Origin of the sequence: Chitinophaga dinghuensis (assembly GCF_003259435.1) — a bacterium.
Taxonomy (GTDB): domain Bacteria; phylum Bacteroidota; class Bacteroidia; order Chitinophagales; family Chitinophagaceae; genus Chitinophaga; species Chitinophaga dinghuensis.
Genome location: NZ_QLMA01000009.1, coordinates 167,510 through 184,490 on the forward strand (window position 1 = coordinate 167,510; position 16,981 = coordinate 184,490).

A 16,981-nucleotide genomic window follows, 5' to 3' on the forward strand; every position below is an offset into this window, starting at 1 on the left:
TAGGGAGATACAAGTCTATCAAACCAATATCTGTAAAGATAAACAGGAGCATTTTTGATTTTGTGGACAAGGCCGTTTTCAAAATGCCGGATGCCGCAAAGGTAATGAATGGGAATCTCCTGGTACAGAATAAAGCAGATACCGCATTGCTTTTCAAGCAGGGCGACGCTGTCAGTATTCAACTGGGATATAATGGTGAACTAAAGGAAGAATTTAAAGGATTCGTTACCAAAGTGAATCATACTTCTCCGGTGGAAATAGAATGTGAAGGGTATGCTTATCAGCTGCGAAGTGGGCGTAATATCACTAAAGTATATACGAAAACTACCCTTAAGTCGGTATTACAGGATATCACCTCTCCTACCGATATCAAACTGGGTGAGATCCCGGATGTATCTATCGATAGACTGGCGGTGAATGATAAGTCTGGGACAGAAGTTTTACTACTGCTGAAAAATTACTACAAGCTTGAATTCTTCTTCCATGGCGATGAACTGAGTGCCAACCTGCTATACCTGAATCGGGAAGCAAACGTGAAATATCGTTTAGGCTTCAACGTGATAAAAGCAGATGAGCTTAAACTAAAGAATGGCGGTAGTGATAAGGTTGTTGTACGTTTTTTAAGCGATAAAAACAATGGCGAAAAAGTATCGGGGAAAGTGGGGAATACACAACAGAAAGACGCTAAGGAAGAGTTGCTGAAAGTACCCAGCGTTTCTGATCAGAAATCCCTGGAGAAAATTGCCGAGAAACATGCCTATACACTTAACTATGGCGGGTATGAAGGAAAGATAGAGTGTTTTTTGTCTCCCTACTGTATACCTGGTTTCAGGGCCTCTTTTGAAGACTTGAAACATACGGAAAAAAACGGCAACTACTATGTGCAGGCAACGGAAGTAAGCTATGGTAAGGAAGGTGCAAGAAGGTCAGTAACAATAGGTGCAAAACTAAGTACAGATGTCAAAACAAATAAATGATATCGCCCAGGCGATGGCCAGTTTTTCTTCCAGATTTGGTCCGTTAACCATTCTTCCCGCTAAAGCAGGCGAATTCAATGAAGAGGATAATACCATCAAAGTATTGCTGGACAGTGGTTTGGAGATTCCGGATGCGCGATTGAAAAGCGTGGTGAAAGGCGGTGGGAAAGTAATCCTGGTGCCGGTTAAAGACAGCGTAGTACAAATAGCCCGAATTGAGAACAGTGATGAATTTATAGTTGTTGCGGTAGATGAAGTGAGCCAGGTACTGTACTGTATCGATAAGACCGTGATGAAAATGGATAGCAAAGGGTACCTGTTGAAAAAGGATGACGAAACCTTAAGGAAAATTATGGACGATCTCCTGGATGGCATTATGAATATGCGATTTACTACGCAGAGCGGCCCTACTGTTAACCTGGTCAATCGTACCACTTTCGAACAAATTAAGAACAGGGTAGAAAAATTATTGAAAGATGCTGAATGAGTCCCGACTGAAAAATAAGATCCGCGATGCCTTTAATGAAGAAAAGGAAGAGCAGGATGCTTCCGCTGCCATGGACAGAATAGCGACCAAACTGGCACAGGCGATCGTCGAAGAAATAAAACAGGTCAGCATTATATACAGTGCTGGGCTGACGGCTCCTAATGGGCCAGTAGCAGGAACCTTTAACTATACCATATCATGACGGATATATTATTGGACAGTAACTACGATCTCACTTTTGATAACGGAGATCTGGCGTTAGGCGAAAGTTTATCTCAACATCAACAACTACTGCTGATTAGTAATAAAGGAGATTGGCGGGAGCATCCTGCAATTGGCGTTGGTATTATGGGATTCCTGAAAGACGATGATGCTGGTGTTTTGTTGGGTGAAATTAAGATGGAGTTTGAAAAGGATGGAATGATTATTAATGAGATCAGCCTGGATGATACCGGCAATCTTAAAATAGATGCACATTATGGCAGTAACAGTTAAACCCCACCAGTGTTTGTTTGATATCATATTGCGGGAATCAGGCGCCGCAGATGCCATTTTTCTGATGGCGCAGGCGAATGATATCAGCATCACAGATGAGCTTACCGGTGGAGCAACATTACAAACAACCAATGTAGTCCCTATCAATAAGAGCATCATCTCCTATTATCAGCATCAGCAAATTTTTCCAGGTACCTCTCTTACGCTGCAAAGCACTGTTGCCACCCGTGGCGGCATTGGGTACATGGGCATTGGTATAGACTTCAAGATTAGTTAACAATGGCAAGAACAATAGAACAGATACAGTCACTGATTGTAGACAAGGTTAATAGTACTCCTGAACTGAAGCTACTGAATAGTATCAGCAAAACATCCATATTTCGTTTATTCATTTACGTTACTGCATTCTGTCAGTGGACACTGGATCAGTTGTTTGACCTGCACAAGCAGGAGGTGTCGGATTTGATTTCCAAAATGAAACCGCATAGCCTGAAATGGTATGCCGAAAAGGCAAAACGGTTTCAGTACGGATTTAATCTCCCTGCGGAAAGTGATACCTACGATAATACAGGTATTCAGAACGATCAGATTGAAGCCAGTAAGATTGTGCATTTCTGTGCGATAGTGGAACAGCCGGATAGCAGAGGCGTTATGTCTTTGCGGGTAAAAGCTGCCACAAAAAAAGGAGATCTGGAAATGCTGACGCCGGATCAGTTGACAGCTTTCACCAAGTATATGAATACGGTAAAGGATGCAGGCGTAAGACTCATTGTCAGCTCTGATAAGGGCGATGACCTTCGGTTGCGGTTAGATGTGTATTATAACCCGCTTGTATTGGGTAGTAATGGCTCCCGCTTGGATGGTACTGATTCAGAGCCGGTACAGCAGGCTATCAGAGAGTATCTGACCTCTCTCCCATTCAATGGATCTTTGGTCCTGGCCTATCTTACGGATGCGCTGCAGAAAGTGGATGGCGTAGTTATTCCACAGATCATCGGCGCCGAGGCCCGTTATGGCAATCTACCTTATAAATCCATTGATTTGTTGTATCAGCCGGATGCTGGCTATGTACGCATCTTCAATGAAAAGGATGATTTGAGTATAAATTTCATCGCCCAAACCAGCATTATATAATGAAGATTTTTGAAATCGATTATCGCCGACTGGTAGCGTTATTGCTGCCTCCGGGCTTGAGAAAGAGTCGTATGCAGGCCTGGCTGAATGCCCTGGTATATCCTGTACAGTTGTTATATAATGATTTTAAAGCCAACAGGAGAAACAATCTGTATCGTATCAGTATAACGCCGCAGGTATGTTTTCTGGAGAAAGCGATTAATGACCGGTATGATTACGTTGAACGACGTATACGTATTGCCGATGTACTGTTGAAAGAAGTGCTTTTCATCTACCAGCGGAATGAGAATAAGCCGTTGATGTTATACCGGAGATCTGACAATCGGCCATTGAACCTATATCTGAGAACAGAAACCAATAGTGTAACGGTGGATTTCCTGGTATTGTTACCGTCCGGATTGAGGTATGCGGAAGATGAGATGAGGGCATTTATTGACAGTTACAAATTAGCTAGTAAAGACTATAAAATTCAATTGACATGAGTAATAAAAGAGTGGATTTCGGCAACCTTGGCGGATTCCCGCTTACACAGGATTTACTGTTGTATATGCAGTCTTCCTACAGAGATGCTATTTCCGGCATGGCAAAAGTTTGCGGCAACAACGTAATCGTTTCGGGTATGGAGGATAATGGTACTTCTTTTTCGGACGGCTGGATAGTGCTGGATGGAGAATTACTACCTTTTGTAGGAGGCCCTAAGCAGAGTACATTCATCGTAGTAGATGACAAAAACAATGAAATCTTTGAAGATGGTGTCTCCCGTACTGTTTATTTTACCAGGTATGCCAGGTTCGGTAGTGGCGGCCGGCCTATTACGGATCTGTTTCGCCTTTCCACCATTGGCGCTCTGCAAAGTAATCTGACGGAGCTGAATAATAATCTGACTACGCTGAACAGTAATTATGCGCTGCATGCTGCCAATAAGAGTAACCCGCATGGCGTAACGAAGCAACAAGTAGGTTTGGGAAATCTTCCTAATGCTGTTTCTGATGATCCGACTTTGAATGATAGCAATGTACTTGCGACCACCAGGGCAACTGCGAAGGCTTCCAAAATCGTAAGAACAGCGACAGTAGATATTACAGGATCTATTAATAGTACTGGTGATGATGCTATTACTAATATTAATATTGCCGGTGGCATTGTTAGTGGCGCTTATCTGGTGGCAGGATCTCTCCGGAGTTATTCCCAGGACTTTAACAATGATAATGATGTAATCTGGATGGTGCGCGACTTAACTCCTGTAAATTTCAAACTCCTGATCAGGAAAATGGCGAGGAACTACGTTTATCTCATGTTTGACTACGCAATAATCTTATATTAATATGCCAATCCAGGATAGAAATAAACTTAAAAGCTGGTTCGAAACCGGCGATTACCCTACCCAGCAACAGTTCTGGGATCTGATAGATAGTTTCTTCCACAAATTGGAAGATGTCATTGATATCAACAATGTCAGTGGATTACGCACATTGCTGAACGCGAAGGCGGATTATGAGCAGTTGCAGTCGCATTTGGGAGACAAGGCCAATCCACATGCAGTAACTAAGGCGCAAGTCGGTTTGAGTAATATCCCCAATAATATTTCTGATGCCATTGATTTGAATCAGAATGATACCCTTGCCACAAGTGCTGCAGTCTTCAAGCTGGCTTCCAAGATCGGAAACAATACCATTGAGGAGCAAACGTTCACTACTAATGGGCGGTATGTATTGAGATTAGGTGATTTGCTGGAGAAAATTGTAGTAATTCCTACAGCGGATATCAGTCTGAGTATAGGAACGGTTTCCGGCGGAAATGACATACTGGATGCGCTTCCATTATCAGGAAATGCAGGAAACGTTATTTCCCTTGATCTTTTTGCCGCCTCTACTGATAAGGACGTATACTTCAGTGGTATTGCAGGAAGTGTGCAGATAAGATACTATAAAAGATAACATCCGTTCATCCTTTGGTATGGTGCCGGAAATGCCGGCATCGTCCAACTTTTACCCCAATTACCCCAAATGAATAAAATTCTTTTGTTGTTACTGTGTTTGTATACCCCGCTGCTTTTTGGGCAGAGCAATATCAGTACTAATCGCATTGTAATTAAAGACTCCTTGTCGCTTGATGGTAAATGGATCAAGCGTATTAATAATGATAGTACACTGAAGACTGCCGGAGAACAGAGCCTTTCAACGGATGGGGCGTTAAAGAAGTATATAGATAAGGTGGCGTCGGGAGGAGGAATGTCGCGGGAGGAGCTGGTGAATATGTTGATAAATCCCAATTGTTTGGAGGTTCGGTTCCAATATTCCTCAAGACCGATTACGGACACATCTGAGAAGTTTACCATCCATATAGAGAGCAGTGATGGTATTAAAACGGATTATGATATATCTGGATATTACCCATGGGAAATATTCTATGCATATGGTGCACCACCTTTCAAAATGGATATGGAGGTGAAGAATACTACTATTGACTCTGTACTGTATTTCTATATGTCTGCAAGCAACAGATTAATGCAATATAATATAAAGGAGTCAGCGGCGCTGTCTGGAGATACGGTAAAACTTCATGTTACCGACCTAAAAGGACAAGTAGATATAAGTATTGGAACTTATAAGCTTGAAGATGAATTTTATTTTCAACCAATTAAAGAAACATTTCGCAATCATTCTAAAAATCAAGTATTGGGTATTGGCAGAAATGGTTCCACCAGGATATTTACCCTGCCGGGAAAAGAGGAGAGTCAGATATACTATTGGACACAACCAAATCAAAACACCATTTATATTGAAGCTTATTACAGTTATACCACCAAGAATGGAGACTACTTTGTGTTTGATGTGCCGAATTCGGAATTGCGACTCAAAATTTACAAGAATGGAGCGTTATTGAGAGAAGAGACTTTGCCAAAAATGATTCGTAAAGTGGTGGAGGTACCAATGGATTCTTCCTGGACGGATTATGAGATTGTTTTGGAGGATGTCTAAAAAAATCTACTAAACCTTTCACAACTTTCGTAATACAAAAATCATGTATAGATATATTAGAAATATTCTTCTTTGGGTGGTTGTGATATTGCCCATATTGGGCGTAGCGCAAACCACTGTAACTGCGAATCGCGTTGTTATTAAAGATTCCTTGGCCCTTGATGGTAAATGGATTAAACGTATCAATAATGATAGTACGCTGAGAACGGCTGGTGAACAGAGCGTTTCAACGGATGGGGCGTTAAAGAAGTATATAGATAAGGTGGCGTCGGGAGGAGGGATGTCGCATGAGGAATTGATAGAAGCACACCTGAATCCATCGTGTTTAGAGGTCACATTTGAGTATGGCTACAAGGCAATAGTTGACTCATCTAACAAAATTACTTTAAATATTGAAAGTAGTGATGGCGTTAAAACGATTTATGATGTATCAAATGATTTTCCATTGGCAATATTATATGCCTATGGAAAACCGCCATTCTCATTGCATACAGAAATTAGGAATAACACGCTTGATTCAATGATTGGCTTACATGTAGACGCGCGTAATAAAATGCAAAGGTATTATATCTATGATTCTAATAGCATGCCTGGTGATACAATGCGGCTGAATTTATCCGATTTGAGAGGAACCGTCAATATTTCTGTAAATGCTTTTCTACCCTTGAGTAACCAGAATTTTTTTGCCGCAAGAGCAATTATCAAGAATCTTTCGAAGGATCATGTAATCGATTTAAACGTCGGTAGTTCTGTTGGAAGGTACGTATATCCTGGTAAGGTAGATAATGAACTACACTACTTACAAGATCCCAATGATTTTACTATTCGATGTTCAGCCGTTCGTACGGCCAAATATGGAGACTGCTACTTATCAGGATTGATTTATTCAGATGTAAGATTAAAAGTGTACAAAAATGGAGCACTAGTTTGGAATGGAATTTTGTCTGCATTTAGTAATGACTATGCGAGTGTTTCCATTGATGCTTCTTGGAAAGAATATGAAATTATTCTGGAAGATGCGTAGATCATTTTGTTAAACCTATTCTTAGAAACCTTAATTAACTCCAAAACCATATTCAATAACATGAAAATTTTTCTTCTTTGGGTGGTAGTGCTATTGCCCTTATGGGGCGTAGCGCAAACCACTGTAACCGCGAATCGTGTTGTAATAAAAGATTCCTTGTCTCTAAATGGGAAATGGATTAATCGTTTCAATACGGATAGCGCACCAGAAACTAACAGTGTACAGACTATTTCCTCGGACGCAGTACTGAAGAAGTATATAGATCGGGTGGCGGGAGGTGGTATTTCGACCACGGAGCTTTCAAAAATGATGAAGAATCCGGATGTACTTGAAGTGAAAGTGAGTTTGTGGACCAAGGCAAGAGTCGCCCCATCCCTCAATTTTACCTTGAATTTCCTAAGTAGTGATGGAATAAAGTCTACATGTAATGTTTATGGGAAATATTCAATTGATTATTTTACTGTATATGGGAAGCCTCCTTTTTCTCTATATGCTGCTATCCCCAACGCAACTTCCGACTCGACATTATCAGTTTCCGTTGCTTCACAAGAACGACCTACTTCTACGGGGGCGTTTCAGAACTATGCCAATTATGTATTATTTAAACCTGGTGATACAGCTATAATAACAGCAGATCAATTAAGAGGTAATGTTTTAATCTATGTTAAAGCTGGAGTAAGAACAAGTCTTGATAATAGTTTAATTTATATAAACGAGAAAATTACCAATCGTTCCTCTACTCAATCCATTTATGTATCAAAACCTAATAGTGGTACTTTGGCTTTAATGCCAGGGCAGGAAATATCTCAGCGCCACCTATTGCAGATCCGCTCTGGGTATGGTTCATACAATATTTCAGCTGCAACGTTTTTTAAAGCTCCTGGCGGTGAATACTTAGCATCATATCCTAATTCTAAGGCACTTAGGTGTAAAGTATATCGCAATGGGGTACTTAAATCAACAAAGGACCTGTCTGCATTCATGGATGACAACTTTTCCATTCCATTAGATGCCACCTGGACAGATTGTGAAATTATTGTAGAAGACATTTAACCCTAAATATTAATCTATTTTTCATGTTGACACGATTGTTTGTTTTCCTGATAATACTGCCATCAATAGCATCAGCTCAGAGTGTTATTTCTGGAAGCCGTTTGCTGATAAAAGATTCTATGTGCTTAAATGGAAACTGGGTCTGGCAGATAAATAATGATAGTACTTTAAAAGACGTTAGTGAAAAGAGTATTTCAACAGATGCTGCGCTTATGAAGTATATAGATCATGCGACGACTGGTGGAGGTAATGTTTCCTCTCTTGATATTGCAAAAATGATGATGAATCCAAATGTACTTGAAGTTAACGTATCGTTTCTGGCGACGGAATGGCTGATTCCTTTTAATCTAAGTTTTTTGAGCAGTGATAGTATTAAATCCACCATTAGTTTTTCGGGAAGCCGTCCCAATGACGTTTTCTCGGTATATGGGAAACCTCCATTTTCTTTATATGCAGAGGTTAGAAATAAAAATGCATCATCTGTGATGTCTTTAAGCCTACGCATTAGCGAACGTTCTGTTGTCACATTTGGTGGCTATGGAAATTATTTGCTCATTAAACCGGGAGATTCGGCATTTATCGTTGCAGACAAGTTAAGAGGGAAATTGAGTATTGAAATCGGGGCGCCGTTCCAAACAACGCCTGAAACTCATCTGACCTACGTGAATGAAAGGATAAAGAATCGTTCCGCCACTCAAATGCTTCATATGTCTATGGATGGACTTAATGCCAAAGTATTAATGCCAGGACAGGAACTTTCGCAACGTAGTTTATGTTTGAATCCAACTGGCTCCTATTCCTACAGCATTCGCGCTATTTCCTTTCATACAGGGAGTAATGGGGAATATATTGCCTATATGCCGAATTCAGCAGCTGTAAGATGTTCAGTATTCCGTAACGGAGTGTTATATGCCACTAAAGATATACCTGCATATATAGATGGGAGCGCTTATTTACCTATAGTGATCGATGCTACCTGGGAAGACTATGAAGTTATTTTGGAGGATATCCAACCGTAAAAACTTAATCTATAATACATGTTAACTCGATTGTTTGTTTCCCTGCTATTGATGTCTTCAATTGCATCGGCTCAAAATAATATTGTCGCGAATCGTTTACTGGTAAAAGATTCCTTGTCCTTAAATGGAAAATGGATCAGGCAGATCAATAATGACAGTACCCTGCAAAATGCCAGTAATAACAGTATTTCGACCGATGCGGCACTGAAGAAGTATATTGATAAGTCAATGCTTGGTGGTGGTAGCATTTCTCCTGGCGATGTTGCCAAAATGGTAACAGGTCCAAGCGTACTTGAAGTTGCCGTGCGTTTCTGGACAGGAGATAGGATGACTCCTTTGATTAATTTTAACCTGAATTTTTTAAGTAGTGACGGTATAAAATCCACTTATTACGTTTCTGGAGCTCACCCTTATGAGGTTTTCTGTGTGTATGGCAAGCCACCCTTTTCTTTATACGCTACTATTAATAATAAAACTTCTGACTCTGTATTGTCAATCCATGTATCGACGGCTGAAACTACTACGGATAACTATTATCGTTCATATGATAATAGCATGTTTATTAAACCCGGAGATACCGCATTTATAACAGCTGATCGGCTCAGAGGATATTTAACGATCGGTATTGAGTCATGGTTAAGAACTTATCCTGAAAACCAGATCTATTATGTCAATGAAAAAATAAAGAATCATTCTGCTACACAAACGATTACTATTCAAAAAGAGAATTATGGTCCTGTAGTATTGATGCCAGGGCAGGAGGTCTCTCAACGAAATATTTGGTTGGAACAGGCAGGATATAAGGGCATCTATTTGTTAGCAGGTTCCATTTATACTGCTACTAATGGACAATATATGATGTCGAATAGAATAACTGCTCCTGTAAGATATACGGTTTATCGAAATGGAGAATTATACCTAACAAAGGATTTTTTAGATTACATGAATTCCTGGTACTTTGAAATCGATCCTACCTGGGAAGATTATGAAATCATATTAGAAGACATCCAACCCTAAAATTTAACCTCTTACCCATGTTAACACGATTGTTTGTTTTCCTGATGTTGCTCTCTTCTGCAGCATCAGCCCAGAGTAATGCCACAGTGAACCGCTTATTGGTAAAGGATTCCATGAGTATTGGCGGACGTTGGATCAGAGAGATAAAATCCGATAGTACCATGCAAGGGACCAGTGAAGGTACAATTTCAACGGATGGCGCATGGAAAAGCTATATTCTGAATACGGTGCGTAATAGCCCTTTAAGCCCGGTTCCCGGGCCACCAAGAGATAGCGCTCTTACAATTGATCCGGTAACCGGAAAGCCTGCAATTACTAAAGTATTAAGAAAGCTTTTGATTAAACAGGATTCGATACTCTTTCGAAATCCCTGGTTAAAAGTATCTATGCTTCCTCCTGGCAATGGCGGGGCAATTCTGGAAGATACTATTTATGTAAAATGTACCAGCAGTGATGGCATAGAAAGTGTAGTATCCTTTAATGGTGGCTATCCTGATTGGAACTATGCAAAAGGAATTCCACCATTTAAAGTGGCCATCGACCTGGTCAATAAATATCCTGGTAAAATAATACAGCTGGAGGTAAGAGGTGGCTTTGTTCCCAATAGTTTTAATGTAATGAATCTGTTTATTGGCCGATATAATGACACTATCCATTTTGAGCAAAAGCATCTTAATGAACCAATTGAGGTGCTAATCTCGCTTTTAGATTCCCTAAAGAATTACAAGTCAATATCAATGACTGTAAGGAACAGGACATCTTCTATGATTAACATGGAAGTTCCTGGAGGCGTTAACAAAGTATTGCCGGGTGAAGATCTTTGTTATGAACATTGGTACAGTTCAAATCTATATTTTACTGTGAATGGGGTGTCTGTGTCAAAAACAGGAATAATGATCGTTGTAGGTCGAATTAGACACCAAATCAGATATCAGATTTATGAAAATGGAATTCTTACTAATACTATCCAAGAGGATTTGCATAGTAATATGCCTATCCCCATTAAAGACCCAACTGCTAAAATTGAAATAGTGCTGGAGGATAGATAGGATACTTTTAAATAGAAATAATAATAATGATACAAATACAGTTCATTAGAAATATGTCGATTTTGTTTTTGGGTCTGTTGTGTAACTTGTCGAATACTTACTCTCAAAGTAATTTGAGCTCAGACCGAGTAGTGGTGAAGGAATCTTTGACGTTGAAGGATCGACAGATTAATACAATTAATAAAGACAATCAACTGAGTAAAGCAAGTAACAGTACACTATCTACAGGAGGAGCCATCCGTAATTTTATTGACAACCTCGTAGGATTAATTCCTGTGGGCAGTAACCAGCAAAGAGATAGTATACTTTCACGCAATCCGATAACAGGAGTGCTGGAACTATCTCCTGCTCTGTTATTGAAAGATATTTCAATGGAGTTGTTGGCCAAGCGTCAGATGCTGGAATTAAATATTACATCTTACAGCGAAATGCCAGTTTCTGAGTTCGTAGATTCTCTGGATGTTACAATCATAAGCAGCGATGGAGTGATTACAAAAACACGTTGTGGAGGAAATGCATTAACCCGCGTGTACGGTTATGGATCCCCTCCTTTCAATATTTCTTTTTTCTGTATTAATACACGGCCGGACAGAATTTATATGCTCGAGGGCAGAAACTATTTTAATTTTTATCAGATATGTTATTATGGAGATACACTCCACTATACTGCGAATAAACTATGTGAACAAGTATATATATCATTTGAGAATCTCCCGAAATTTGGAACTGCCCTCCGTGATTCGGTAGCGAAAGAAGTAACTATCGTTAATAATACAAAGAGTTATTGGCTATACCTCGACTCCTACGAAGATATCACAGTTGCACCAGGGGATTCTACCACTATTTTTTTTAGATATCTTCCCTATGCCCGTTTGAACTTTAATGCCTATGTATGGTATCCTTATGAAGGATACCTTCTGGAGGAGTACAGTTTAGAATACATGCATTATCGACTATACAAGAACGATGTATTGTTTGAAGAGATGGATGTTCCAAAACCTATAGGAACAGTTATTCAGTATCCTACTGATTCTACATGGAGGAGGTTCAAACTAGTTCTGGACAACATTTAACTTACTTAAATCTCAAAATAATTCTGGTTTCACATGATGAAGATAATTTTTATATTCAGCCTTTTCCTATTGAAATTATTCATAACACCAATTTATTGCCAAAACATTACTGTGGTGAACAGGCTGTTAGTAAAGGATTCACTGGCTTTAGGTAGTAGCTGGATTCACTGTATATCTGATGACTCAGATATGCTCCATGCCGGCTCTAATGCACTTGCTAATGACGCTGCTTTGAAAAATTACATGTCCGCAGCTCTTAAAGCACCAGTATTAACTAGTAGCTCACGTTCTGATAGCCTATTGTCTATTGATCCCTTAACTAGAAAGTATTGCATGGTCCCCAATCCTATGGAGCATAACCCCTCGCCGAATGAAGTTATTGAAATGATGCATATTCATCCGCATATATTAAGATTTAAATATTTTCGTGATATGGATTGGGGGCCTGTGGCTATGGAAGTAGTAAGTAGCGATGGTACAATCAACTCAATGGCACTTACCGGAGAATCGGGGATGTTATTTGCTTTTGGTAGACCGCCTTTCACCTTGAAAATTGATAACATTAATTCTTTCCCTGATAAGGCGATTGGCATTTCTCTTTATAAGCCACGGACAGAAATTTCCCCCTATGTAGAACTTAGTAGGACAGTACTTCCCGGAGATACCCAAACTATTGTAGTAGACGAATTAACAGGAGGTTATGATCTCTATTTAGGGTTAATACAAGCAAGTAGCTCTTCAATGAAAAAATTGATTATGAGGAGCGAAACCAACAATTTTATGCTCGGGCTTCTTAGAGAATATGTATGGCCTGGAAAAACTAAAGATATTTCTGTTACTACCTTTGGCTATGGAAATAGTATTGAGTTCTGGACAATTCCATTTGTAAAAACGCAAACGGGGGAATATGCAATGATCTGGAATAACCCCTCAAAATACAGCACTCGGACCTTGACTGCGGACATCTACATTAACAACGTGTTTTATCAAACCAAAACTTTTACTGGGAAATTTAGTTTGCCAAACGATTCCACCTGGAATACCATCGAAGTAATCCTTAAAGACCCCTCTGAACCCATGCCATAAAGCATTTCGTAGTATCCGGACGTCTCGTTTTAATCCCTCGGACGTCTGGTTTTACCTGTATTATACCTCTCCTGTTCCCATAAAAAAAGCCTGCTCACCAGGAGTAGGCTTTAGTATGATATAATTAGGTATGATTAGAAATCTACTCCCATTCCAAAGTACCAGATGGGTCCTCCTTTAAAGAATCCTGTCATTGGCCAGCCTGCATCTGTACGCAGGAAGTAGCCGGCGATCGTGGTTCTTGCACCGAAGCCATAACCCGCAATAAATGGTCCGAGGAAGCCTTCTTTCACACGGGTTACTACGCCTGAATTATCAACATAGTTACCGTAGTTGGAGTCTTTAAATACCAGCTTTCCATTCCATGCCGTACCAATATCCATGAAGCTAAGCAGCTGGAAGTTACGCAGGAAGGCTGAGTTGATAGGCTTATCAATGAAGGTGGCAAATACTGGTAAGCGCAGCTCTGTATTCAGCAACATCACGTTGTTACCATTCTTCTGATTCTGTTTGTAACCGCGGAGGTTTCCTGCCAATGTCTGATATGCATAGTTCACATTGGTATTTACTGGCGTATTTCCATTGATTTGCGGATTCAACCAGTTATCGATACCACCCAGGTAGTAAATCATTTTACGGGTACCCCATGACATATCCATCGCGAATCTGGTAGCCCAGATGAAGTTGCGGTAGATCTTCTCATAGTGACGGATATCTACTCCCCAGTTATAGGTAAAGCGACCGTTTGCAGCCGGGGCATCCGGATTGAACAACTCATTCAGACCGCCATTGGTCAGCTGTGAGTTAAGATCCATATACACTTTGTAACGGGTACCATTCCAGATATTGATAGCTGGGTTAATGGTATTATCGTATACATATTCCAGTCGGCCAAGTGCGTAGGTTTCTTTGAAATCTTTCGCATTCAGACTTGGTTTATCCTTGGCGGTCAGCACCAGTTTGTCTGTACGTATACCTACCTGCAAGCGAATGCTCCTCACCTGGTCAAATGGATAGCGCATTTCTCCCTGATAGAGATTGGTAACCAGTTTAGTAGGCAGGAACTGTTGCTGGTTCTGATCATCTGTATAGTTGAAACCACCGCTTCTGTCTAACTTCCTGTAGTAAGTGAATTTGTAATCGAAGCGTTTTTTCAGGTAAGAGGTAGAGAAGAAGTATTCAGATCCCTGTAAGCTGGACGGAATACGGAAACCACCATTGAATTTAACATCTTCAAACAGATCGCTTACGCCTATACGAATTAATCCGTTTACCGGATCTGTCAGTCGGATAGGATTATTTCCCGGAGGGCCGGTGAAGATCTGATATCTGTTAATCAGCACCGAGTTATCTATCTGAAGGATGAGATAATCAGATGCAAATTTCAGTTTATAAGGAAGCAGTTTAGATTGCTTCAGTATGGAAGGCTGCTGTTTGTTCAGTTGTTTGAAGCCTGTTACCTCATCATATTCGTTCTTAATGACGGGCGCTTTGGCTACTTCCGCCACGAGTGTGTCTTTGGGCTCGTCGCCAAATTCATTCTGGAAGAAGTTAGGATGATTGTTGGTGGCGGTATCCTTGCGAGGCGCCATGAATGTGGGCAGTCCTTGTCGGAGACTATCCTGGTGCATTTGATCCTGACGGAAACGCGTATTTCTGGCGGAAACATTCCTTCTGACAAGTGTAGTCGTGTCTACCTTTAACTTCATCAGACGCTTCATATCTCCATATTTCACTACTTCTGAGAGCTCTCCTTTTTCGCCGGTGATCCTGGATTCCAGGATGCCATATGGATAGTTGGAAATAGGGAAAGTATAGGTAGAGTCGTTGGTGATGGTCACGGCTTCCACGGAATCAGGCGCGCTGGCGCCATAAGCTGCCAGGGCAGAATCCAGCTCCTCTTTTTCAGGGTTATGCAGGATTTCTGATCCGATATAGAAAAGAGAGTCCACACCTGCATTTTCTGAATGGAAATAACCCGCATAACGGTTACGGATACCGTTGGCGTCAGAAACGAAGGTAAAATGCATGGTGTTGTACTGCATCGGCAGTTTGGCATTACCAGCCTTCATATTGGTAAGCTGGGTAATCTGCCTGTCGGCACTCTTATTCCAGTTGTCTACCATGAAGATATTGTACGGGTTATTCAGCAGAGAGGTATCGCTACCGCGGCCTTTAGGCCCCGGACGGTTAGAGGAATAGATAATTCCGCTCTTGCCAGGGAATGCTGCGTAGGATGGATCGAGGTCATCATACACATCATTAGTGATCTGATCTGTTTTGGAATTACTGATGTTATAGGTGAAAATATCTGTGTGTCCGTTTTTCACGGCAGACAGTAACAGGGTATTTTCCATTACCGGCATGTATTTGAAGTCGATCACGCGGTCGAACTGTGGCAGGTCCTGGCGCAGGGTGATGCGGGTAACCAGGTCGTACACCATCAGTTTTGTTTTGCCTTCATGCTCATAAATCACGGCCAGACGGTTTCCTTTAGGATTCCATGCCATCTGTGGATAATTCGGGTCCAGTTGGTTGGCCAGTTGCATTACCCCACTTTTCAGCAGCACTTTAGGCTTATTCCAGCCCAGTTGAATTTGTACTTTATAGAGGCCTTTGCGGAACTCCACAACGGCATAAGAGTTGTTTTTGGGATTAGGATTGAAACGGTAGTAATCGGATTTACCGATTTCCTGGGCTACAATTGTGCGGCCTTTGGCAGATGTCTTACGACGTTTATTATCATCCAGGTATCTTTTCTGATAGAATACAAGGAAGTCCTGTGTTGCTTTTTTAGGTGTCAGGTTCAATACCTGCTCGAAACCTTTTTTCAGTCCTCTGTTGATACGGGTGATATACATGAGGTATGGCACCGCATCTTTGCCGTATTTGGCTTCCACATAGTACCAGAAGGCATGTCCGGCCAACAGGGGATGATCATAGGCCAGTTGGTTGAAGTTGGAATATTTACCGGAGAGGATGATAGATTTCAGTTCCTCATCTTCCTGGGCGGTCCAATTTTCTGCGGCGTAGGCAATAAAGCCGTCAGTAAACCATTTAGGGAAGTCGATAAGTGCGGCATTACCGGCAAATTCGCCGATATCTTCCCCAAATAATAATGTTTCCAGCATAATGCGGGCAATCCCTTGCCGGATCTGTTGGCGGAGATGCTCGTGGTTACCGTCGAAGTAAACAATCATCTTGTTGCCTACCAGTTTGGTGACGCCACCGGTATTTTGCCAGTCGACGCCAATACCGATGTTGGACTGCTTCATTTCGCCGAAGCTGTTATAGACCACAATGTTGATACGCTGACGGGGCGTGGTTTCCATGAATTGTTCCAGCTGGGGTAATTCCTTCTCCGCGATTTGTACCACGTATTTCCCGAGTTCCATACCATTTTGGGCGAAATAGGTATTGAAGTGCCGACTTTGGTAGTATCTCCACTTAAAATTCTTAAACTGCACACGATTCTGGCCGAATTCTACGGTATTTGTCTGCGCAAACGACACCATCGTTCCAAGTAATAGGGCTCCGTGGAATAATAACCTGGTAATAAATCTGTTCATACAGAAAGTATTGATAA

At 41.0% G+C, this 16,981-nt stretch carries 18 protein-coding genes; 17 read left to right on the plus strand and 1 reads right to left on the minus strand.

From position 1 onward, the window contains the following. Positions 1-62 precede the first annotated feature (62 nt). From CLV59_RS24275 to CLV59_RS24355, 17 genes are all read left to right on the plus strand, one after another. On the plus strand, positions 63-977 hold the full coding sequence (locus CLV59_RS24275) for a hypothetical protein (RefSeq protein ID WP_146616297.1): 915 nt from the start codon (positions 63-65) through the stop codon (positions 975-977). Then, positions 958-1,464, plus strand: coding sequence for a hypothetical protein (locus CLV59_RS24280; protein ID WP_111594693.1), 507 nt, complete (start codon positions 958-960; stop codon positions 1,462-1,464). Before CLV59_RS24275 ends, CLV59_RS24280 begins: the two co-directional genes overlap by 20 nt. Continuing rightward, positions 1,454-1,666 (plus strand): hypothetical protein, encoded by a 213-nt coding sequence (locus tag CLV59_RS24285; RefSeq protein WP_111594694.1) that lies wholly within the window; start codon positions 1,454-1,456, stop codon positions 1,664-1,666. Before CLV59_RS24280 ends, CLV59_RS24285 begins: the two co-directional genes overlap by 11 nt. Then, a complete protein-coding gene (locus tag CLV59_RS24290) occupies positions 1,663-1,959 on the plus strand; it encodes an oxidase (protein WP_111594695.1) in 297 nt (98 codons plus the stop codon). Before CLV59_RS24285 ends, CLV59_RS24290 begins: the two co-directional genes overlap by 4 nt. Next, entirely contained in the window at positions 1,943-2,236 is a 294-nt protein-coding gene (locus CLV59_RS24295; protein ID WP_111594696.1) for a hypothetical protein, read from the plus strand. Before CLV59_RS24290 ends, CLV59_RS24295 begins: the two co-directional genes overlap by 17 nt. A 2-nt stretch (positions 2,237-2,238) precedes the next feature. After that, positions 2,239-3,093 (plus strand): nucleotidyltransferase, encoded by an 855-nt coding sequence (locus CLV59_RS24300; RefSeq protein ID WP_111594697.1) that lies wholly within the window; start codon positions 2,239-2,241, stop codon positions 3,091-3,093. Continuing rightward, positions 3,093-3,575, plus strand: coding sequence for a hypothetical protein (locus CLV59_RS24305; RefSeq protein WP_111594698.1), 483 nt, complete (start codon positions 3,093-3,095; stop codon positions 3,573-3,575). The genes CLV59_RS24300 and CLV59_RS24305 overlap by 1 nt, the downstream gene beginning before the upstream one ends. Then, positions 3,572-4,417, plus strand: a complete 846-nt coding sequence (locus tag CLV59_RS24310; RefSeq protein ID WP_111594699.1) for a hypothetical protein — start codon at positions 3,572-3,574, stop codon at positions 4,415-4,417. The genes CLV59_RS24305 and CLV59_RS24310 overlap by 4 nt, the downstream gene beginning before the upstream one ends. Position 4,418: 1 nt before the next feature. Continuing rightward, the gene (locus CLV59_RS24315) at positions 4,419-5,030 is read left to right on the plus strand and encodes a hypothetical protein (RefSeq protein WP_111594700.1); all 612 of its coding nucleotides are present in this window, start codon (positions 4,419-4,421) and stop codon (positions 5,028-5,030) included. 69 nt (positions 5,031-5,099) lie between these two features. Beyond that, entirely contained in the window at positions 5,100-6,074 is a 975-nt protein-coding gene (locus tag CLV59_RS24320; protein ID WP_146616298.1) for a hypothetical protein, read from the plus strand. A gap of 43 nt (positions 6,075-6,117) precedes the next feature. Further along, entirely contained in the window at positions 6,118-7,098 is a 981-nt protein-coding gene (locus CLV59_RS24325; protein ID WP_111594702.1) for a hypothetical protein, read from the plus strand. A gap of 60 nt (positions 7,099-7,158) precedes the next feature. Next, the gene (locus CLV59_RS24330; protein WP_111594703.1) at positions 7,159-8,151 is read left to right on the plus strand and encodes a hypothetical protein; all 993 of its coding nucleotides are present in this window, start codon (positions 7,159-7,161) and stop codon (positions 8,149-8,151) included. A 23-nt stretch (positions 8,152-8,174) separates the two neighbouring features. Further along, the gene (locus CLV59_RS24335; RefSeq protein WP_146616299.1) at positions 8,175-9,170 is read left to right on the plus strand and encodes a hypothetical protein; all 996 of its coding nucleotides are present in this window, start codon (positions 8,175-8,177) and stop codon (positions 9,168-9,170) included. An 18-nt stretch (positions 9,171-9,188) separates the two neighbouring features. Continuing rightward, positions 9,189-10,187 carry a hypothetical protein gene (locus CLV59_RS24340; protein WP_146616300.1) on the plus strand — a complete coding sequence of 333 codons (999 nt, stop codon included), beginning with the start codon at positions 9,189-9,191 and terminating at the stop codon, positions 10,185-10,187. Positions 10,188-10,204: 17 nt separating this feature from the next. Further along, a complete protein-coding gene (locus CLV59_RS24345; protein WP_111594706.1) occupies positions 10,205-11,236 on the plus strand; it encodes a hypothetical protein in 1,032 nt (343 codons plus the stop codon). Positions 11,237-11,349: 113 nt separating this feature from the next. Continuing rightward, positions 11,350-12,309 carry a hypothetical protein gene (locus CLV59_RS24350; protein ID WP_146616301.1) on the plus strand — a complete coding sequence of 320 codons (960 nt, stop codon included), beginning with the start codon at positions 11,350-11,352 and terminating at the stop codon, positions 12,307-12,309. 33 nt (positions 12,310-12,342) lie between these two features. Continuing rightward, positions 12,343-13,395, plus strand: coding sequence for a hypothetical protein (locus tag CLV59_RS24355; protein WP_111594708.1), 1,053 nt, complete (start codon positions 12,343-12,345; stop codon positions 13,393-13,395). Positions 13,396-13,529: 134 nt separating this feature from the next. On the opposite strand, the gene CLV59_RS24360 is transcribed toward CLV59_RS24355, so the two are convergent. After that, entirely contained in the window at positions 13,530-16,964 is a 3,435-nt protein-coding gene (locus tag CLV59_RS24360) for a TolB-like translocation protein (protein ID WP_111594709.1), read from the minus strand. Positions 16,965-16,981: the final 17 nt, after the last annotated feature.